The sequence below is a fragment of the Agrobacterium sp. CG160-95 genome (genome assembly GCF_053521725.1).
The window spans coordinates 1,047,311-1,065,260 of sequence record NZ_JBNWDU010000001.1 but is presented as its reverse complement, the minus strand read 5'-3'; the positions used below and the strand labels follow the sequence as shown (position 1 = coordinate 1,065,260).

The 17,950-nt window shown below is 59.1% G+C and carries 18 protein-coding genes; 11 read left to right on the top strand and 7 right to left on the bottom strand.

Annotation, left to right across the window (positions count from 1 at the left end; genetic code table 11):
• Window positions 1-53: 53 nt before the first annotated feature.
• From lnt to trmB, 4 genes are all read left to right on the top strand, one after another.
• Complete coding sequence (lnt, locus tag ACQZ63_RS05280; RefSeq protein ID WP_113555577.1) at window positions 54-1,643, top strand: apolipoprotein N-acyltransferase; 1,590 nt, start codon at window positions 54-56, stop codon at window positions 1,641-1,643.
• A gap of 134 nt (window positions 1,644-1,777) precedes the next feature.
• A complete protein-coding gene (locus ACQZ63_RS05275) occupies window positions 1,778-2,197 on the top strand; it encodes a helix-turn-helix domain-containing protein (protein WP_003514807.1) in 420 nt (139 codons plus the stop codon).
• A 188-nt stretch (window positions 2,198-2,385) separates the two neighbouring features.
• A complete protein-coding gene (gene metK / locus ACQZ63_RS05270) occupies window positions 2,386-3,648 on the top strand; it encodes a methionine adenosyltransferase (RefSeq protein ID WP_003514808.1) in 1,263 nt (420 codons plus the stop codon).
• Window positions 3,649-3,821: 173 nt separating this feature from the next.
• Entirely contained in the window at window positions 3,822-4,520 is a 699-nt protein-coding gene (trmB, locus tag ACQZ63_RS05265; RefSeq protein WP_111782848.1) for a tRNA (guanosine(46)-N7)-methyltransferase TrmB, read from the top strand.
• A 12-nt stretch (window positions 4,521-4,532) separates the two neighbouring features.
• Here trmB and ACQZ63_RS05260 read toward each other — a convergent pair whose 3' ends face one another.
• The gene (locus ACQZ63_RS05260) at window positions 4,533-5,432 is read right to left on the bottom strand and encodes a ribokinase (protein ID WP_013635377.1); all 900 of its coding nucleotides are present in this window, start codon (window positions 5,430-5,432) and stop codon (window positions 4,533-4,535) included.
• A gap of 53 nt (window positions 5,433-5,485) precedes the next feature.
• Complete coding sequence (locus tag ACQZ63_RS05255; protein ID WP_003514811.1) at window positions 5,486-6,679, bottom strand: DNA recombination protein RmuC; 1,194 nt, start codon at window positions 6,677-6,679, stop codon at window positions 5,486-5,488.
• Between the two features lie 148 nt (window positions 6,680-6,827).
• Here ACQZ63_RS05255 and def point away from each other — a divergent pair, with 148 nt between their 5' ends.
• The 3 genes from def to truA are packed head-to-tail and all read left to right on the top strand — an operon-like array spanning window position 6,828 to window position 9,123.
• Entirely contained in the window at window positions 6,828-7,340 is a 513-nt protein-coding gene (def, locus tag ACQZ63_RS05250) for a peptide deformylase (RefSeq protein ID WP_003514812.1), read from the top strand.
• Between the two features lie 47 nt (window positions 7,341-7,387).
• Complete coding sequence (gene fmt, locus ACQZ63_RS05245) at window positions 7,388-8,323, top strand: methionyl-tRNA formyltransferase (protein ID WP_113555576.1); 936 nt, start codon at window positions 7,388-7,390, stop codon at window positions 8,321-8,323.
• Complete coding sequence (truA, locus tag ACQZ63_RS05240) at window positions 8,323-9,123, top strand: tRNA pseudouridine(38-40) synthase TruA (RefSeq protein ID WP_113555575.1); 801 nt, start codon at window positions 8,323-8,325, stop codon at window positions 9,121-9,123. Before fmt ends, truA begins: the two co-directional genes overlap by 1 nt.
• Before the next feature lie 15 nt (window positions 9,124-9,138).
• On the opposite strand, the gene ACQZ63_RS05235 is transcribed toward truA, so the two are convergent.
• The 3 genes from ACQZ63_RS05235 to dapD are packed head-to-tail and all read right to left on the bottom strand — an operon-like array spanning window position 9,139 to window position 11,784.
• The gene (locus ACQZ63_RS05235; protein WP_111804317.1) at window positions 9,139-9,735 is read right to left on the bottom strand and encodes a hypothetical protein; all 597 of its coding nucleotides are present in this window, start codon (window positions 9,733-9,735) and stop codon (window positions 9,139-9,141) included.
• The gene (gene dapE, locus ACQZ63_RS05230; protein WP_113555574.1) at window positions 9,719-10,915 is read right to left on the bottom strand and encodes a succinyl-diaminopimelate desuccinylase; all 1,197 of its coding nucleotides are present in this window, start codon (window positions 10,913-10,915) and stop codon (window positions 9,719-9,721) included. Before dapE ends, ACQZ63_RS05235 begins: the two co-directional genes overlap by 17 nt.
• A gap of 14 nt (window positions 10,916-10,929) precedes the next feature.
• Window positions 10,930-11,784, bottom strand: a complete 855-nt coding sequence (dapD, locus tag ACQZ63_RS05225; protein WP_003514821.1) for a 2,3,4,5-tetrahydropyridine-2,6-dicarboxylate N-succinyltransferase — start codon at window positions 11,782-11,784, stop codon at window positions 10,930-10,932.
• A gap of 144 nt (window positions 11,785-11,928) precedes the next feature.
• On the opposite strand from dapD, the gene ACQZ63_RS05220 reads away from it, so the two are divergent.
• Both ACQZ63_RS05220 and ACQZ63_RS05215 read left to right on the top strand, forming a co-directional pair.
• Complete coding sequence (locus ACQZ63_RS05220; protein ID WP_034501844.1) at window positions 11,929-12,789, top strand: LOG family protein; 861 nt, start codon at window positions 11,929-11,931, stop codon at window positions 12,787-12,789.
• A gap of 167 nt (window positions 12,790-12,956) precedes the next feature.
• A complete protein-coding gene (locus ACQZ63_RS05215) occupies window positions 12,957-15,302 on the top strand; it encodes a methyl-accepting chemotaxis protein (RefSeq protein WP_026330650.1) in 2,346 nt (781 codons plus the stop codon).
• Between the two features lie 70 nt (window positions 15,303-15,372).
• Here ACQZ63_RS05215 and ACQZ63_RS05210 read toward each other — a convergent pair whose 3' ends face one another.
• Window positions 15,373-16,317 (bottom strand): nucleoside hydrolase, encoded by a 945-nt coding sequence (locus ACQZ63_RS05210; RefSeq protein ID WP_013635386.1) that lies wholly within the window; start codon window positions 16,315-16,317, stop codon window positions 15,373-15,375.
• A gap of 212 nt (window positions 16,318-16,529) precedes the next feature.
• Between ACQZ63_RS05210 and ACQZ63_RS05205 the strand changes: the two genes are divergently transcribed.
• Together ACQZ63_RS05205 and ACQZ63_RS05200 are read left to right on the top strand one after the other, a co-directional pair.
• A complete protein-coding gene (locus tag ACQZ63_RS05205; RefSeq protein ID WP_019564411.1) occupies window positions 16,530-16,955 on the top strand; it encodes an Hsp20 family protein in 426 nt (141 codons plus the stop codon).
• A 56-nt stretch (window positions 16,956-17,011) separates the two neighbouring features.
• Window positions 17,012-17,269 carry a BQ00720 family protein gene (locus ACQZ63_RS05200; protein WP_003493591.1) on the top strand — a complete coding sequence of 86 codons (258 nt, stop codon included), beginning with the start codon at window positions 17,012-17,014 and terminating at the stop codon, window positions 17,267-17,269.
• A 43-nt stretch (window positions 17,270-17,312) separates the two neighbouring features.
• On the opposite strand, the gene ACQZ63_RS05195 is transcribed toward ACQZ63_RS05200, so the two are convergent.
• Window positions 17,313-17,909, bottom strand: a complete 597-nt coding sequence (locus tag ACQZ63_RS05195) for an EF-hand domain-containing protein (protein ID WP_025592284.1) — start codon at window positions 17,907-17,909, stop codon at window positions 17,313-17,315.
• Window positions 17,910-17,950 lie beyond the last annotated feature (41 nt).

The window sequence follows — 17,950 nt, the reverse complement described above, 5'->3', positions numbered from 1 at the left end:
GCGCGGCCATGCCGGGGTTGGGCTTTTCCGGGTGGGCATTAAACGGAGATGGCATGGAGCGTCTTGCAGGCAGGGTAATGCTGGCCGGCGGCAAAAGCCGCGCAGTGATGGCGATTGCCGCAGGCGCGGTTGGAGCGCTGGCCTTACCTCCGGTTGGCTTTTTCGCGGCGCTTTTTTTGTCTTTCACCCTGCTTGTCTGGTTGGTCGATGGCTGCACCGGCAAGCCGGGCGGCGGCATCTTCAGCCGTATCATGCCCGCTTTCGGCATCGGTTGGTGTTTCGGTCTTGGTTATTTCGTGGCGGGCCTGTGGTGGCTGGGTAATGCGCTCCTGTTGGAAGCTGACGAGTTCGCCTGGGCGCTACCGCTCGCCATCCTCGGCCTTCCGGCTGTTCTCGCCGTGTTTTACGGTTTTGCGGTCGCGGCCGCCAATATCGTCTGGTCGGACGGTCTCGGCCGTATCGCCGCACTTGCGGCCGCATTCGGCCTTTTGGAATGGCTCCGCAGCTTCATAGCAACTGGCTTTCCCTGGAACGCCATCGGTTATGGCATCATGCCTGTACCGATCATGATGCAGTCGGCGCATCTGCTTGGTCTTTTTGGTATCACCACGCTTGCCGTCTTCATCTTCGCCTCGCCTGCCTTGATCGGCACGAAAAAAGGCATGTGGCCGGGTCTCATTGCGGCGAGCCTGCTGCTAGCTGGCCATTTTGGTTATGGCTTTTACCGCCTTCAGACACCGTTGGAGACACCTGCGGACGCGCTGACCGTGAGGATCGTGCAGCCGTCGATCGACCAGTCCCGCAAGATGCTGAATGCAGACAGGGCCGAGATTTTCAGCGAGCATCTGCGCTTGACGGGCCTGCCGCCCGGCGAAGGAAAAAAACGCCCAGATATCATCGTTTGGCCGGAGACCTCCGTGCCTTTCATCCTGACGCAAAACCCGGACGCTCTGGCGGAAATCGCCAAGACGCTTGAAGATGGGCAGGTCCTGTTTACCGGTGCGGTCAGAATGGAAGATGCCGGTGCCGGCCGGCCTCCGCGTTACTACAATTCGGTCTATGCGATTGACAGTCAGGGCGAGATCATCGGCGCGACCGACAAGGTCCATCTGACACCCTTTGGAGAATATGTCCCTTTCGAAGATATTCTACGGGGATTCGGCATCAATAATGTCATCAGCCTGCCGGGCGGCTTTTCAGCCGCGTCTTCGCGCACGCCTTTGACGCTTCCTTCCGGTAAAACCCTCTATCCCCTGATCTGCTATGAGATCATTTTTCCCGAAGAGATGACCCCTGGTCTGGCGGGCGCCGCAGCGATCCTGAACGTCACGAATGATGGCTGGTTCGGCGATACACCCGGCCCTTATCAGCATTTTCTGCAGGCAAGAGTACGGGCCGTTGAAACGGGAGTGCCGGTGATTCGCGGCGCTAATACCGGAATTTCAGCCGTTATAGATCCCTATGGTCGTATTATTGCCGGGTTGGATTACGGCCGGGTCGGAATTGTTGACGCCACCTTGAGTGGTGGGTCAAAAGACGCTGTTACTTACGACATACATCGGACGTATTTCTGGTTGATTTTTTCTATCATGCTGACCGTTTCGGTATTTTCTGCCTGGCGTTTTGCCCGGCGCCAGAATTGACCGGGAACCCCTACAATTGCATAGTGAATACGTCAGTCGTAAAACAAGTTTAGACGCTGTCGAAATACCAGCTCATTTCTTCGAATAAGCAATGAAACGAGATATCAACCCTTTCCGAGTGTCAGGACCGCATGATGACCGAAAATAAGAAAAAGCCTAACCCCATCGACATTCATGTCGGAAGCCGAATTCGTCTTCGCAGAACCATGCTGGGCATGAGCCAGGAAAAGCTGGGTGAAAGCCTCGGAATTACCTTTCAGCAAATTCAGAAGTATGAAAAGGGCACGAACCGCGTGGGCGCCAGCCGCCTGCAGAATATTTCCGCGATTCTGAATGTGCCGGTTTCCTTCTTCTTCGAGGACGCGCCGGGTGATCAGGCCGTCGGCACGACGGGCATGGCAGAAGCATCGAGTTCCAATTACGTGGTGGATTTCCTGTCGTCTGCCGAAGGCTTGCAACTGAACCGCGCTTTCGTGAAGATCGCCGACCCGAAGGTTCGCCGCCGCCTCGTTGATCTCGTGAAGTCGCTCGCCGCCGAAGGGGATGCTGAGTAGCACTCGCAGGCGACTGCTTTATTTTCCAGCGTACGGCGCTGGACACTCAACGGTCCGCAAGGGCCGTTTTTTTGTGCCCAATTAGAAAGGAATTCTCACATAAAGATATATTTATGTGGTTGTGTCCTTGTCTTTCATGGCCGAAATGACTAACAAACTCGAAGACCGTTCTTTGAGGGGAATCCCGCATGCGTGCCAATTACCTGTTCACCAGCGAGTCCGTGGCCGAAGGTCATCCGGACAAGGTTTGTGATCGTATTTCCGATGAAATCGTGGATCTCATCTATCGTGAGGCATCCAAGACGGGTGTCGACCCCTGGACCGTGCGCATCGCATGCGAAACGCTTGCGACGACGAACCGTGTCATTATCGCCGGTGAGGTTCGGGTTCCCGATACCCTGCTGAAAAAGGACAAGGACGGCAAGGTTCTCAAGGATGCTGCCGGCCACCCGGTCATCAATCCCTCGAAGTTCAAGTCGGCTGCCCGCAAGGCGATCCGCGACATCGGCTACGAGCAGGATGGTTTCCACTGGAAGACGGCGAAGATCGACGTTCTCCTGCATCCGCAGTCGGCGGATATCGCGCAGGGCGTGGACAACGCCTCCGACAAGCAGGGCGACGAGGGTGCTGGCGACCAGGGCATCATGTTCGGTTACGCCTGCAAGGAAACGCCGGACCTGATGCCGGCTCCGATCTATTATTCCCACCGTATTCTGCAGCTGCTCGCGACCGCCCGTAAAAGCGGCGAAGGCGAAGCTGCGAAACTCGGTCCCGACGCCAAGAGCCAGGTGACGGTTCGTTACGTCGACGGCAAGGCTTCGGAAGCCGTATCCATCGTTTTGTCCACGCAGCATCTCGATGCCAGCTGGGATTCGAAGAAGGTTCGCGAAGTTGTCGAACCTTATATCCGCGAAGCGCTGGGTGACCTGAAGATCGCCGATGATTGCCAGTGGTATATCAACCCGACGGGCAAATTCGTCATCGGTGGTCCCGATGGCGATGCGGGTCTGACCGGCCGCAAAATCATCGTGGACACCTATGGCGGTGCTGCCCCCCATGGCGGCGGTGCATTCTCCGGCAAGGACACGACCAAGGTCGACCGTTCCGCGGCCTATGCTGCCCGCTATCTGGCCAAGAACGTGGTGGCTGCCGGTCTGGCCGAGCGCTGCACCATTCAGATTTCCTACGCGATCGGCATCGCCCAGCCTCTGTCGATTTATGTCGATCTGCACGGTACCGGCAAGGTCAGCGAAGATCAGGTCGAAGGCGCCATCCGCAAGGTCATGGATCTGTCGCCGTCGGGCATTCGCCGTCATCTCGATCTCAACAAGCCGATCTATGCCAAAACATCTTCCTACGGCCATTTCGGTCGCAAGGCGGGCCGTGACGGTTCCTTCTCCTGGGAGAAGCTCGATCTGGTGAAGCCGCTCAAGGAAGCTTTGAGCGCTTGAAGCATTTCCAGTAAAATTGCGTAGCGATTTTACGTCCGGAAAATGCGGGGACTTGTTCTAAGCCTTGTCATTCGACGGGGATTGAGAGATACCGGTTGCACCATTTGTAACCCGCATAGTGCCATTCAAGTGGCCCTGTGCGGGTTTAGTCTATTTGTTCTTGAGAGTATGACATGACGGAAGAGCGGCGTTCGCGCGCAACGGAAGCGTTTTTTGGCAGACGCAAGGGCAAGCCCCTGCGCAATCAGCAGATCGATACGATCGAAAACCTGCTGCCTTTGCTGAAAATCGATCTGGAAAGCGCGCCTCCGAAAAATCTCGTCGCTCTCTTTCCGGCGGATGTGAAATCGGTGCGTCTGGAAATCGGTTTCGGCGGCGGCGAGCACCTTGTCCACCGCGCGGTTGAAAATCCTGAGACCGGCTTTATCGGCGTCGAGCCCTTCGTCAATTCCATGGCCAAGCTGCTGGCAAGCGTGCGTGAAGGCGAGTTGATGAATATCCGCCTTTACGATGATGACGCGACGCAATTGCTGGATTGGCTGCCGGATGGGTCGATCGATCACATCGATCTTCTCTATCCCGATCCTTGGCCGAAGAAGAAGCACTGGAAGCGCCGTTTCGTTTCCGACGTCAATCTTGCCCGTTTCCATCGCGTCCTGAAACCCGGTGGCAAGTTCTGCTTTGCTTCCGATATCGATACCTACGTCAACTGGACGCTACAGCATTGCGCCCGCCACGGCGGTTTCGAGTGGACGGCGGCAAGTGCCGAGGACTGGCACACCCCCTATGCCAACTGGCCGGGCACGCGTTATGAGAACAAGGCGAAAAGAGAAGGCCGCAGCTCGGCCTATCTCACTTTCATTCGCATTTAACAGCTCGAACCGTCAGATATTCGCGTCCACTTCGGCAGCAACCGGAATGGAAGGCTGTGCGCCGGCGCGGGTGCAGGCGAGCGAGCCTGCGACTGCGGCGCGCTTCAGCGCCTTTTCGAAATCCATACCCTGATCGAGGCTGGCGGCGAGATAACCGCAGAATGTATCGCCAGCGCCAACAGTATCGACCGGCTCGATCTTGAGACCGGACGCCTTGAAGACCTTGCCGTTGCGAATGGCGATCACGCCATCAGCACCAAGCGTCACGATCAATGTCTGGCCGGTCTGCTCATGCAGGGATTTGAGTTCATTTTCCCGTTCGGAGGCTGAAAGTCCATTTTTGCCGATCAGCAGTTCGAACTCGGTCTCATTGGCGATGACGATATCGGCAAGGCTGGCAAGGCGCGGCCCGTCCGCGGTCAGCGGCGCGGTATTGATGATAGTGGTGATGCGTTTAGCCTTCGCGGCCGTCAGTGCTGCTTCGATTGAGGGTGCGGGCACCTCGAACTGAAGCATCAGAATATCGCCCGCTGCCATCTCCGCCACGGCTCTTGCGGCGTCGGATGCGGAAACTTCGCCATTGGCGGCGGGAATGACCGAGATCATGTTCTCCCCGCCTTCACCGATCAGGATTACGGCGGTTCCCGTGGGGCCGGGCGCGGTCTTGACGAGCGATAGATCGGTGCCGGCATCGCGCAGCAATGTCAGCGCTGGCGCGGCAAAGGTGTCATCACCCGTAGCGCCCGCCATTTTGACCGTTGCACCTGCGCGCCGTGCGGCAAGCGCCTGATTGGCTCCCTTTCCGCCGGCCGCCGTGGAAAAGGTCTCTCCCGTCACGGTTTCACCGGGTTTGGGCAGGCGTTTGGCGGTGGCGACGAGATCCATGTTGATGGAGCCGAAAACAGTAATCATCAGGGCATGTCCGTATGAAATTCAAAGCAAGGCGGCGACTTTGCCCGAGGGGATCACTCGTCGTCAACCACCCGCAACTTGGCCGTTCCTGCCCTGTTCTCTGCAAAGCGTCGCGCCTGCTCGATTTCGCTATGGGAGGTCTCCTTTTCCGTCGGCGAAAAATCGAGTCCCTCGATCTTCTGGCCACGCGCCAGCACCTTGTCGGAGGAGATCAGCATCATGTCGACATCTTTCTGCGCCAGCCCGAAATGGGCTTGCAGCTTGCGCGTCCGGTCGTCCAGCCGCCGCACGTCATCCATGAGAAGCGCGACTTCACCCTGAATGAGGTGCGCCTGCTCGCGCATGCGCTGGTCCTTCAGCACCGACTGGATAACCTGCACCGACAGCATCAAAAGCGATGGCGAGACAATGACGACACGGGCGCGATGGGCACGCTGCACGAGATATTCGAAATGCTGGTGAATATCGGCGAAGATCGATTCCGACGGCACGAAGATGAAGGCCGTATCCTGCGTTTCGCCGCGTATCAGATATTTCTCCGCCACGTCGCGAATATGCACTTCCATATCGCGGCGGAACTGCTGGGTCGCAGCCCGTTTGCCCTCGGGCGTTTCATCCGCCTTCAGCGCATTCCACGCCTCCAGCGGAAACTTGGCATCGATGACGAGGGACGGGGCGTTATTCGGCATCCTGATGATGCAGTCCGGTCGGTAGCCATTCGAAAGCGTGGGCTGAAGCTGAAAGGCCCCGGCGGGAAGCGCATCGGCGATCAGCGCTTCCATGCGCGCCTGCCCGAAAGCGCCGCGCGTCTGCTTGTTGGAGAGGATCGCCTGAAGCCCGACCACGTCCTTTGCCAGATCCTGAATATTACCCTGCGCGGCATCGATAACCGCAAGCCGCTCCTGCAGGCGGCTTAGATTCTCGTGCGTCGACCGGGTCTGCTCGGTCAGCGTCTCGCCCAGCCGCTGCGACATGCCGTCGAGGCGCTGGTTGATCGTCTGGCCCATCTCGCTCTGGCGCGTGCCGAGCGTCTCGGCCATCGCCGCGATCCGGCCGTGCAGTTCCGACTGGGTCTTCAACAGATCGGAAATTTCACCATCGGCTTCCGCTTTTTTCCCACGACTTTTCGTGACCATCCAGAAAGCGGAAAGGCCGAAAACGAGAGCCGCAAGAAGCCCGCCGAAGCTGATGTCGACGGAGCCGGCCCGCAAGGCGGGATCGAGGAGAAAAGAGAAATCGATACTCATGGCTAAATCTACCAGATTTCCAGTGATTCGTAAGATCAAAACAAGAACATTCATGCGGCGGAATTGAGTCGGGCAAAACCAGGCGAAGGTCTCATTTCGACCGCGTATTTTTTATTTCCTCAGCGCAAGAGATACGTTATGGGAAGCCATGACTATCAAACCGCTTATCATTTTGCCCGATCCCGTGCTGCGCCAGCAATCAAGGCCCATCGAACAGGTGGATGCCGAAGTGTTGCGCCTTGCCGACGATATGCTTGAAACCATGTATGATGCGCCGGGTATCGGCCTTGCCGCCATTCAGGTGGGCGTGCCGCGCCGCATGCTGGTGATCGACGTTTCGCGCGAGGACGAGGAGAAAAAGCCGGTCGTCTTCATCAATCCGGAAATCCTCAAAGTGTCGGACGACGTCTCGGCATATGAGGAAGGGTGTCTCTCCATTCCCGATTATTATGCCGAGGTAGAGCGTCCCGCATCCCTGACAGTGCGATATGTCGATCGTGACGGCAAGCAGCAGACGGTCGATGCGGACGGACTTCTGGCGACGTGTCTGCAGCATGAGATCGACCACCTGAACGGCATTCTGTTCATCGACCATATTTCGCGCCTGAAGCGAGAAATGGTCATCAAGAAATTCACCAAAGCAGCCCGCGCTAAGGTCTGATTCGTCTTAAATATTTAGACGGACCGGCATAGAGGGCAGGGGGCGATATGGCTCTTCGCATCATTTTCATGGGCACGCCGGATTTTTCCGTTCCCACGCTGCGTGCATTGGTGGAGGCTGGTCACGAGGTCGTTGCCGTTTATACGCAGCCGCCGCGTCCAGGCGGTCGCCGTGGCCTCGATCTGCAGAAATCGCCGGTGCATCAGGCGGCCGAACTGCTGGGTCTGCCCGTGCTGACGCCGGTAAATTTCAAGGCCGAGGGAGACCGGCAGCAATTCAGGGAATTCAACGCCGATGTCGCTGTTGTCGTTGCCTATGGGCTGCTATTGCCCGAGGCGATCCTGAGCGGTACGCGTCTTGGCTGCTATAACGGCCACGCCTCGTTGCTGCCGCGCTGGCGCGGCGCTGCTCCCATTCAGCGGGCGATCATGGCTGGCGATGCCGAGACGGGCATGATGGTCATGAAAATGGAAAAGGGGCTCGATACCGGCCCGGTGGCGCTGACCGCCAAGGTCACGATCGGTGAGAATACCACGGCAGGTGAATTGCACGACAGCCTGATGCTGACAGGCGCGCGGCTGATGCGGCAGGCGATGGACAAGCTGGAAGCAGACGATCTTCCTCTCGTTGCGCAGCCGGAAGAAGGCGTCGTTTATGCCTCGAAAATCGACAAGGGCGAGACCCGGATTAATTTTTCCCGGCCGGCACAGGACGTCCATAACCATATCCGCGGCCTTTCGCCTTTCCCCGGCGCCTGGCTGGAAATGGAAATCGGCGGTAAGGCCGAGCGCGTCAAGGTTCTGGCGTCAGAACTGGCGAGCGGTATGGGCGAAGCAGGCGCTGTGCTCGATGACGCCCTGACCATCGCCTGCGGCAGTGGCGCGGTGCGGCTTACCCGTTTGCAGAAGGCAGGTGGCAAGCCGCTGTCGGCTGCCGATTTCGTTCGTGGCACACCCGTTCCCGCCAGAACGAGGCTCGGCTGATGCCGCGTTTCCGCATGACCGTCGAATATGACGGTACGCCTTACTTCGGCTGGCAGAGACAGGACAACGGCCCTTCGGTTCAGGGCGCGCTTGAAGCTGCCGTCCGGTCGCTGACCGGCGAGACTGTGTCGATTCGCGGCGCTGGCCGCACCGATTCCGGCGTGCATGCCGTGGGACAGGTAGCCCATGTCGATCTTTCCCGCGATTGGGCGCCATATAAGCTTCGCAATGCTCTCAACGCCCATCTGGCCATGGCGAAAGAGGCCGTCTCGGTTATCGACGTAACGGCGGTGACCGAGGATTTCGACGCGCGCTTCTCCGCGCTTCGCCGCCATTATCTGTACCGCATCATTTGCCGGAAAGCGCGGCTGGCACTCGAGCACAAGCGCGCATGGTGGGTATCGAAAGATCTGGACCACGAACGCATGCATGAAGCTGCACAGATGCTCGTCGGCCGGCACGATTTTACCACTTTCCGCTCGGTTCATTGTCAGGCGACCAGCCCGGTCAGAACGCTCGACCGGCTGGATGTGACGCGCAATGGCGATCTTATCGAGATACGCGCCACCGCGCAGAGCTTTCTCCACAACCAGATACGCTCTTTTGCCGGAACGCTGAAAATGGCCGGTGAAGGCAGCATGACACCGGAAGACGTGCGCGCGGCACTGGAAGCACGGGATCGCAAAGCTTGCGGCCCCGTCGCGCCGCCGGATGGTCTCTATTTCATGCAGGTTGATTATCCCGACGTCATTCCGCCGCGGGTCTATTCAAAGGTCGAGACGGTCGAAGACACAGACTGAAGTCCGTCTCGTTTCTCAGGCCGGATAAACGCCGAGAAAACGTTGCAGCGCCTCGGACAGAAGCATGCCCGGCACCAGCAGGGTCATGACGATCGCCGAGACAAGCAACGACTGGTCGCGGATGAAGAAGCGCACGATCCGCGAAAAAGCGAAGACCAGCGACAGCAGCAGTGCCAGCCAGAGGATGGCGATCAGCCCCTGCAAGGGCGGCAGAAAAAACGCGATCAGGATCAGAACCGCATAGGCATAGGAAAATGGCAGCGACAGCCAGTTCATGGTGGTGACCAGTGCGGTGAATTTTTCCCGTGCGCCAAAGGCGAACAGCAGCATGCCGATCAACAGCAGCGGCACGATCCAGCAGATAGCCTCGACCATCGCAAGGCGGAAAAAGAAGATGAACCCCGTTCCTGTTCCGGGCGGATAGCTTGCCAGGAACGCAGCGCGCAGCCACAGCCAGGACACCAGCATGGCCGGCAGGCACCAGAGGGCGGAGTAGAAGGACCGCCACATGCCGCGCTCGGAAAGATCCAGATAACGCGCGCCGGTGTGGTCGCCGAGCAGCAGCAGCCAGAGGCCTCTCAGATAGAGCCTTACTTCACTTGCCGTCGGCATGGGAGAACCAGCGTTCGATGAAGGTCTCGTAGATGCGTGTCAGCGTCTCCAGATCGGCGACTTCCACACGCTCATCGACCATATGCATGGTCTGCCCGACGAGGCCGAATTCCACGACGGGGCAATAATCCTTGATGAAACGCGCATCCGACGTGCCGCCGGTGGTCGAAAGCTTGGGCTCCTTGCCTGTCACGGCTTCCACGGCGCCGGAAAGCGATGAGATGAGCGCATTGTTCCGTGTCAGGAAAACGTGAGCCGGACGGTCCGCCCAGACGATCTCATATTTGACCGGGCTGCGGTCGGGACGAAGTTCTCCCTCGGCAGCGGCGGCATCGAGGCGGCGGATGATTTCCGCCCGCAGGCTCTCCACCGTCCAGCTGTCGTTGAAACGGATGTTGAACGACGCCGTCGCCCGCGCCGGAATGACATTTGTGGCGGCATTGCCGGTGTCGATGGTCGTCACTTCCAGATTAGACGGCTGGAAGTCGTCCGTGCCGTGATCGAAGGGCGGATGCATCAGCGCGTGGGTCAGTTGCAGCAGCCCGCGAATGGGGTTGTCGGCCAGATGCGGATATGCGGCATGACCCTGCACGCCATGCACGGTGATGCGGCCCGAAATCGACCCCCGGCGGCCGATCTTGATCATATCGCCCAGCTGGTCGGGGTTGGTCGGTTCACCAACCACGCAGGCATCCCATGTCTCGCCTTTGGCGGCGGCCCATTCCAGCAACTTGGAGGTGCCGTTGATCGAGGGGCCTTCCTCGTCACCGGTGATCAGGAAAGAAACGGAACCTTTCGGTTTTCCGTGTTTCTCGATGTAGCGGGCAATGGCAGCAACGAAACAGGCAATGCCGCCCTTCATGTCCACCGCACCACGGCCGAACATTTCGCCGCCGGCAATTTCAGCGGCAAAGGGCGGATGGCTCCATGCCGCCTCGTCGCCCACCGGAACGACATCGGTATGGCCCGCAAACATCAGGTGCGGACCTTCCGTGCCAAGCCGGGCGTAGAGGTTTTCAACGTCAGGCGTTCCCGCTTCCGTCGCCACCATCTTTTCCACCGCAAAGCCAAGCGGTGAAAGCAGGGTGTCTAGCAGCGATAGCGCGCCACCTTCGGCGGGTGTCACCGAAGGGCAACGGATGAGGGCGGCGAGATTGGCAACGGGATCGGTCGTGGTCATGGTATCAGCTTTTATCAGTCGCGCAGAAGCTCGTTGATGCCGGTCTTGGAGCGGGTCTTTTCATCGACGCGCTTGACGATGACGGCGCAATAAAGGCTCGGGCCCGGCTCGCCGTTCGGGAACGGCTTGCCCGGCATGGTGCCGGCAACGACGACGGAATAGGGTGGCACTTCGCCATAGGTGATCTCGCCGGTGGCGCGATCGACGATCTTGGTCGACTTGCCGATGAAGACGCCCATGCCGAGAACGGCGCCTTCGCGCACGATGCAGCCTTCTACGACTTCCGAACGGGCACCGATGAAGCAATTGTCCTCGATGATGGTCGGGCCGGCCTGAAGAGGCTCCAAAACGCCGCCGATGCCAACGCCGCCGGACAGATGCACGTTCTTGCCGATCTGCGCGCAGGAGCCGACCGTCGCCCAGGTGTCGACCATCGTGCCTTCATCGACATAGGCGCCGAGATTGACGAAGGAAGGCATCAGCACCACGTTCTTGGCCACATAGGCCGAGCGGCGCACGACGGCGTTAGGCACTGCGCGGAAGCCCGCAGCGCGGAACTGGTTTTCACCCCAGTTCTCGAATTTCGACGGCACCTTGTCCCACCAGGTGGATTCACCGGGGCCGCCGGTGACGATTTCCATGTCGTTCAGACGGAAGGAGAGGAGCACGGCCTTTTTCAGCCATTGGTTCACTTTCCAGTTCCCGTCCGCCTGCTTTTCGGCAACGCGGACCTTGCCGCTGTCGAGAAGTTGAAGAGATGTGTTCACCGCGTCGCGAACCTCGCCCTTTGTCGATACGTTCACACCGTCACGGTTGTCGAAGGCTGTTTCGATGGTGGTTTCGAGAGAGGTGAGATCCGGAAGGCTCATGGAAAATTCCTTGAATGTCGCGTGTGTTCGTGGCCACGGAAGGTCCCGCGCCGCTGGAAGGCTCTGGTCATTTGATCTAAGGGAGTGTTGGAAAGGCGTCAATGTGATTTGGGTGATTTGGCGCACCAGACGAAAGGCTTGGAAATGACACGACTGAAAAACGGCAAATTGCGGCGCAAGGATGGGGTGTGGGACCCGTTGAAGCGTAGCTCTGCGGACAAGCAGCAGGCCGATGTCATTCCCAAAACACCGCAGTCGGATTCCCCATCCTACCGGCTTGCCTACGCGGATATGGATTTTCTCTGCCGCGAGGAGTTGCGCCCCGTCAGGCTTCAACTCGAACTTCTGAAGACGGAAATGGCGCTGACCGAGCGGGGCATCAAGTCCACCGTCGTCATGTTCGGCGGCGCGCGCATTCCCGAGCCCGGCGGGGAGGCTTGGGCGGCCCGCAACGAGACGCAGAAACGCAATCTGGAGCAATCCTCGGTTTATTACGAGGAGGCGCGCAAGTTCGCCCGGCTCTGCACCGACTACGGCGCGAAATCGGACCATCTGGAATATGTCGTGGTCACTGGCGGTGGTCCCGGCGTGATGGAAGCAGGCAATCGCGGCGCAGCCGATGTCGGAGGCCCGTCCATCGGCCTCAACATCGTTCTGCCGCATGAGCAGGCGCCCAACCCCTATGTCACGCCGGAGCTGAGCTTCAACTTCCACTATTTCGCCATCCGCAAGATGCATTTCCTGATGCGGGCCAAGGCCGTGGTGATCTTCCCCGGCGGTTTCGGCACGCTCGATGAACTGTTCGAGACGCTGACGCTGATCCAGACGAAGCGCATGGCGCCCATCCCGCTCATTCTCTTCGGGGAGAAATTCTGGCGCTCCGTCGTCAATTTCGAATTCCTCGCGGACTTCGGAACAATTGCACCCGAAGATATGGAGCTGCTACATTTCGCCGAAACCGCCGACGATGCATGGAACATCGTATCCGCCTATTACGAGCACTGATTTCGGCTTGATGCGACGGGGGAATTTTAGGGGTTAATTAGCAAAGATATTCTAATTTCCCCTCGTCGCGTTGCAGCGCACTGCCCCCAAGCGGGCGGGCCTCCATGACGGAGATTTCTCATCCGTTGACGCCAGCCTTTTTGGCCGGCGATTTGATCGAGGCCAAAATGTTCAATTTCAAAGTGAAGTCGCTTGCGACCAAGCTGATCCTTGTAACCGGCTGTGCAATCACCACGGTCCTTGTCGCATCGAATTCCTTCCTCATTTCCCAGACCAGCGACCGTGTCCATTCGCTGACCATGGATCAGGCGAACACCGAGGCACGCGCCATCGCCAACGTCATCGCCGCAGATGTCGGTGAACTCGGCAGCGCTGCCCGCTCCATGGCCGGTATCATCGGCCGTGCGCACCAGGCGAAATCGATGGACCGCCCCGGCATCGTCAACATCCTCAAGGCCAATGTCGAGCAGAATGCTTTCGCTTTCGGAAGCTGGTTCTGTGAGCAGCTGGGCCTTTTCGACGGACAGACCACCGAGATCGCCAACAGGCTCGATCTCGGCACCAATGCAACGGGTGCATTTGCCCCCTACTGGTCGAAGACCCAGAAAGGCGACATCCAGTTTTCGACCTTCAAGAACGACTATGCGGCGGAGTGGTATTCGCTCGCTGCCAAATCCGGCAAAGGCGCCATTACCCAGCCCTATCTGGCCGAAGGCACGGAAGTGCCCACCACAATGACCTCGCTTGCCTATCCCGTCATGTCTGATGGTAAGATGATTGGTGTGGCGGGGGTCGATATCTCTCTGGCAGCTCTGTCGCAGAAGCTGCAGGCGCTGCATCCTTTCGAAACCGGCCGTGTGACACTCATTTCGCAGGGCGGCCAATGGCTGGTACCGCCGACGCCCGAGCAGAACATGAAGGCCTATGACGGAGAGGGTGCAAGCACCGTTCAGGCGGCGATCACATCCGGCAAGCAGGGCCTGATCGAAAATCTCGGTCTTGATACCGACGCGCCCTATAACCGCCTTGTCTATCCGTTTGCGGTTCCGGGCCTCAATGCCACCTGGGTGGTTCTGGTGGATATCCCGCATCAGGCGTTGAACGCGCCGGTGCAGGAACAGACTTATCTGATGATCCTCGGGGCGATCGTCATTCTTGCGGCGGTTATTGCCGCGCTCTATTTCTCCGTCCGCTATTTCGTCCGCAATCCGCTCGCCTCGCTGGTCTCCGATGTGAAAACACTGAGCGACGGTCGTTACGATGTGCCGGTTTCCGGACAGGACCGCAGGGATGAGACGGGCGCGGTGGCAACGGCTCTGGAAGGCTTCCGTGCGAAGCTTGCCGGTATCCGCGAAATGGAAGCGGATGCCGCCGTGCAGCGTGGCAATGCGGAAACGGAGCGCCAAAGGTCCGAATCCGAGCGCAATGAGAACAGCCGGATGCAGCAACATATCGTGAGCGTACTCGGTGCAGGTCTCAATGCGCTCTCGCAGGGCAATCTGACCTATCGCATCGAGGACCAGTTCCCCGGTGAATATGCAAAGCTGCGCAACGACTTCAACTCGGCGCTCGCCAGCCTCGAGGAAACCGTTTCCACCGTCAACGGAACCGTTGCCAGCATCGGCAACGGCACCGGCGAGATCACCCGCGCTGCGAGCGATCTCTCCCACCGCACGGAACAGCAGGCTGCAAGCCTGGAAGAAACCGCTGCCGCCCTCAACCAGCTGACGGCGCAGGTCAATTCCAGTGCGGAAAACGCAGCGCAGGCGGCGACAGCTGTCAGCAACGCCTGCGACGACGCCGGCAAGTCGGGCGAGGTCGTGCAGCAGGCCGTCAGTTCCATGGAAGGCATCGCTCAATCCTCGGCGGAAATCTCCCGCATCATCGGGGTAATCGACGAAATCGCTTTCCAGACCAACCTTCTGGCGCTGAATGCCGGTGTGGAAGCTGCCCGTGCGGGCGAGGCTGGCAAGGGTTTTGCCGTCGTCGCGCAGGAAGTACGTGAACTGGCGCAACGTTCCGCGACGGCTGCGAAGGAGATCAAAGGTCTGATCAACACCTCCGCAAGGCAGGTGGGCGAGGGCGTCCAGCTGGTCGGCAAGGCCGGCGAGACGATGAGAAAGATTGCCGATCAGGTTCTGCAGATCAACCAGCTGATACGGCAGATTTCGGCCTCCGCCAGCGAGCAGGCGGTCGGTCTCAAGGAGATCAACTCCGCCGTCACTCAGATGGACCAGGTCACCCAGCAGAATGCTGCCATGGTGGAAGAAACAACGGCGGCAAGCGTGACGCTGAACAGCGAGGCGGAAACGCTGAAATCGCTCGTTGCCGGCTTCTCGGTATCCGGCGGTCATTCCAGCCAGTCAAGCCAGCAATTGCGCGCCACCGCGGCGGCAATGCGTGCGCCTGTCGCCCCGTCACAGGCATCGGGCCGCTCTGCTGCGACCCAACGTTCCCGCCCAAGAACCAGCGGCGCAAACGCGCTGGCACAGGACGACTGGACCGAGTTCTGAGAATATCCCGTGGTTCCAAATGAAAGGGCCGCTGGTCATGCCAGCGGCCCTTTTCATGTCTGCGTTCCCATCAGAGGCGGGCGAAACGTTCCGTCAGCAACTCGAAGAAGCCGTCCGCATCCACATTGCGCATCACGCGGGCGTTGACCGGGCGCTCGGTCACCCGCCACCAGTCCACCACCGTCATGCCCATGGTCAGTTCGGAATTGACCTCGATTTCGACATTGCAATCGCGGCCCTGAAACAGCTCGGGCTTGAGGAGATAGGCGATAACGCTTGGATCGTGCAGGGGGCCGCCGTCCGAACCGTATTTCTCGATGTCGAAACGCTCGAAGAATTCCAGCATTTCCGCCATGGCGATTGCCGGGCGTGTGCCTATATCGCGAATGCGGCTGACACGCGCCTTGGTTGTCAGCAACTGGTGGGTTACGTCAAGCGGCATTACGACGATGGGCACGCCGGAACGGAAGACGATATCGGCAGCCTGCGGATCGACATAGATGTTGAATTCCGCAGCCGGTGTGATGTTGCCGCCTTCAAAGAAGCCGCCACCCATCATCACCAGTTCCTTGACGCGGCCTGCAATCTCGGGGGCCTTCTGCAAAGCCAGCGCCACATTGGTCAGCGCGCCGAGCGTGCAGAGCGTCACGGTGCCCGCAGGCTCCCGCAGCAGCGTTTCGATGATGAAATCGACGGCGTGCTGCTTTTGTGCCTCCATCGTCGGCTCGTCGAGAACCGGGCCATCAAGGCCGGTGCTGCCGTGAACATGCTCGGCAGTGATGGGCTTTCGCACCAGTGGCCGCTCGGCACCCTCATAGACGGGAATATCGGTGCGGTCGCACAATTCGCAGATGATGCGGATGTTGCGGCTGGTCAGTTTCAGCGGAACATTGCCGGCGACGGCGCACAGACCGAGAATCTCAATTTCTTCCGGGCTTGCGAAAGCCAGCATGATCGCTGCCGCGTCGTCCTGACCTGGATCCGTGTCTATGATGATTTTTCTGCGTTCTGCCATGTCTTGCCCGCCGTTGAGATAAGGCGCTTTTTTCGAGCGGCGGACGCTCACTTGTCAAGTCTCATTCCTCGGCGTGCCTGCCTTTGCCTTGTGGCCCCGCCTTGCGCATCGTGGTTTTGCTTCCCATATTGCGTACAGCCGGTAAGATTGACCGGCAGGGTTGCCGGAAGCGGGACCGCGAAACGTCGCTTGGTTGCAAGGACAGAGACGATATGAGCCGCATGACGCCATTCACCCACCCGCTTCTGCTGGGTTTTGATGCCATGGAAAAAACGCTGGAGCGTATGGCGAAGGCCAATGATGGCTATCCTCCATACAACATCGAGCGTCTGCCCGGCGCTGAAGACGTGCCGGAACGCCTGCGTATCACGATTGCAGTCGCCGGTTTTTCGCAGGACGATCTGGATGTGACGACGGCCGACAACCAGCTCGTCATTCGCGGTCGCCAGCAGGAGCAGGAAAAGCGGGATTTTCTCTACCGGGGTATCGCTGCCCGGCAATTCCAGCGGGTCTTCGTGCTTGCAGACGGCATGCAGGTGAGGGACGCGCGCCTGCGCAATGGCCTTCTTGCCATCGATCTGGTGAAGCCCGAAATTTCAAACGTGGTAAAGAAAATTAATATTTCCGTCTCAGAGTAGAACGTGAACGCCGGAATCCGACACGAATCGCTCGGCGTGAAGAAGGAGGCTGAAATATGCTTTTAAAAGAAGCGCATGCGCGTCTCACCCGGTCCCAGCTCGCTCATATCGGCGAGGGAGAAGTGGGCTATATCCGTAAAATCCGTGCGGAAGACGTAAGCCGCTGTTTCCCGGAAGCGCCTGATCTCGATCCGCAACTCGATCTCTGGGCCCTGTTTGGCGCGGATGGCACGCCGATCCTCCTGACAGACAATCGTTCCAGCACGTTTTTCAAGGCTGCCGAAGACGATCTGAAAACCGTCAGCCTGCATTGAAAGGAAAAAAGCCCGCCGATTGAGCGGGCTTTTTCTTATGTGATTAAAGGAACGGGCGGTCTGGCATATCATCGATAGAGATGACGCCGTCCTTGTTCCTGTCCAGCCGTTCGAACATTTTTTCGCCGGCTGCGGTGAATTCGGCCTTGCTGACCTGGCCGTTTTCATCGGTGTCGGCCATGCGCATCATCGCGAACGCCCCACCCTTGCCGCCATGCTTGCCCCAGCCCTGACGACCGCCATGTTCGCGTTCGGCGCGCTTGCCTTCAGGTCCCTTGCCTTCGCCCGCTTTGGCGTCAGCAGCCTCTGGGCGCGGATGAGCCGCACGGAACGCCTCCATTTTGGCCTGACGGTATTCACGCATTTCCTTTGGCGTGATCGAACCGTCCTTGTCCTTGTCGATCTCGGCAAAAAGTGCGTCCTGACGTGCGGCGAACTCTTCCTTGGTAATCTTGCCGTCCTTGTTGGTGTCGGCCACCTTCAGCAGCTGAACGAACGCCAGTTCCGGGCGGAACGGCATGCGCTCGCCGTGGCCTTTGCCGTGCGCTGGCGGGGCCGCAAAGCTGGCTGTAGCGGCCGAGCCGAGCAAGAGGGCTGCGCCAAGAGCAGAGAGTGCGATCTTTCGTGTAGACATCGTCATTACCTTCCGTTGGTGTCCCTGAGGAGGAAGATAGTGGCGCA

Coding starts and splice junctions, on each gene's coding strand:
- lnt (WP_113555577.1), top strand. CDS start 54: ATGGAGCGTCTTGCAGGCAGGGTAATGCTGGCCGGCGGCAAAAGCCGC.
- ACQZ63_RS05275 (WP_003514807.1), top strand. CDS start 1,778: ATGACCGAAAATAAGAAAAAGCCTAACCCCATCGACATTCATGTCGGA.
- metK (WP_003514808.1), top strand. CDS start 2,386: ATGCGTGCCAATTACCTGTTCACCAGCGAGTCCGTGGCCGAAGGTCAT.
- trmB (WP_111782848.1), top strand. CDS start 3,822: ATGACGGAAGAGCGGCGTTCGCGCGCAACGGAAGCGTTTTTTGGCAGA.
- ACQZ63_RS05260 (WP_013635377.1), bottom strand. CDS start 5,432: ATGATTACTGTTTTCGGCTCCATCAACATGGATCTCGTCGCCACCGCC.
- ACQZ63_RS05255 (WP_003514811.1), bottom strand. CDS start 6,679: ATGAGTATCGATTTCTCTTTTCTCCTCGATCCCGCCTTGCGGGCCGGC.
- def (WP_003514812.1), top strand. CDS start 6,828: ATGACTATCAAACCGCTTATCATTTTGCCCGATCCCGTGCTGCGCCAG.
- fmt (WP_113555576.1), top strand. CDS start 7,388: ATGGCTCTTCGCATCATTTTCATGGGCACGCCGGATTTTTCCGTTCCC.
- truA (WP_113555575.1), top strand. CDS start 8,323: ATGCCGCGTTTCCGCATGACCGTCGAATATGACGGTACGCCTTACTTC.
- ACQZ63_RS05235 (WP_111804317.1), bottom strand. CDS start 9,735: ATGCCGACGGCAAGTGAAGTAAGGCTCTATCTGAGAGGCCTCTGGCTG.
- dapE (WP_113555574.1), bottom strand. CDS start 10,915: ATGACCACGACCGATCCCGTTGCCAATCTCGCCGCCCTCATCCGTTGC.
- dapD (WP_003514821.1), bottom strand. CDS start 11,784: ATGAGCCTTCCGGATCTCACCTCTCTCGAAACCACCATCGAAACAGCC.
- ACQZ63_RS05220 (WP_034501844.1), top strand. CDS start 11,929: ATGACACGACTGAAAAACGGCAAATTGCGGCGCAAGGATGGGGTGTGG.
- ACQZ63_RS05215 (WP_026330650.1), top strand. CDS start 12,957: ATGTTCAATTTCAAAGTGAAGTCGCTTGCGACCAAGCTGATCCTTGTA.
- ACQZ63_RS05210 (WP_013635386.1), bottom strand. CDS start 16,317: ATGGCAGAACGCAGAAAAATCATCATAGACACGGATCCAGGTCAGGAC.
- ACQZ63_RS05205 (WP_019564411.1), top strand. CDS start 16,530: ATGAGCCGCATGACGCCATTCACCCACCCGCTTCTGCTGGGTTTTGAT.
- ACQZ63_RS05200 (WP_003493591.1), top strand. CDS start 17,012: ATGCTTTTAAAAGAAGCGCATGCGCGTCTCACCCGGTCCCAGCTCGCT.
- ACQZ63_RS05195 (WP_025592284.1), bottom strand. CDS start 17,909: ATGACGATGTCTACACGAAAGATCGCACTCTCTGCTCTTGGCGCAGCC.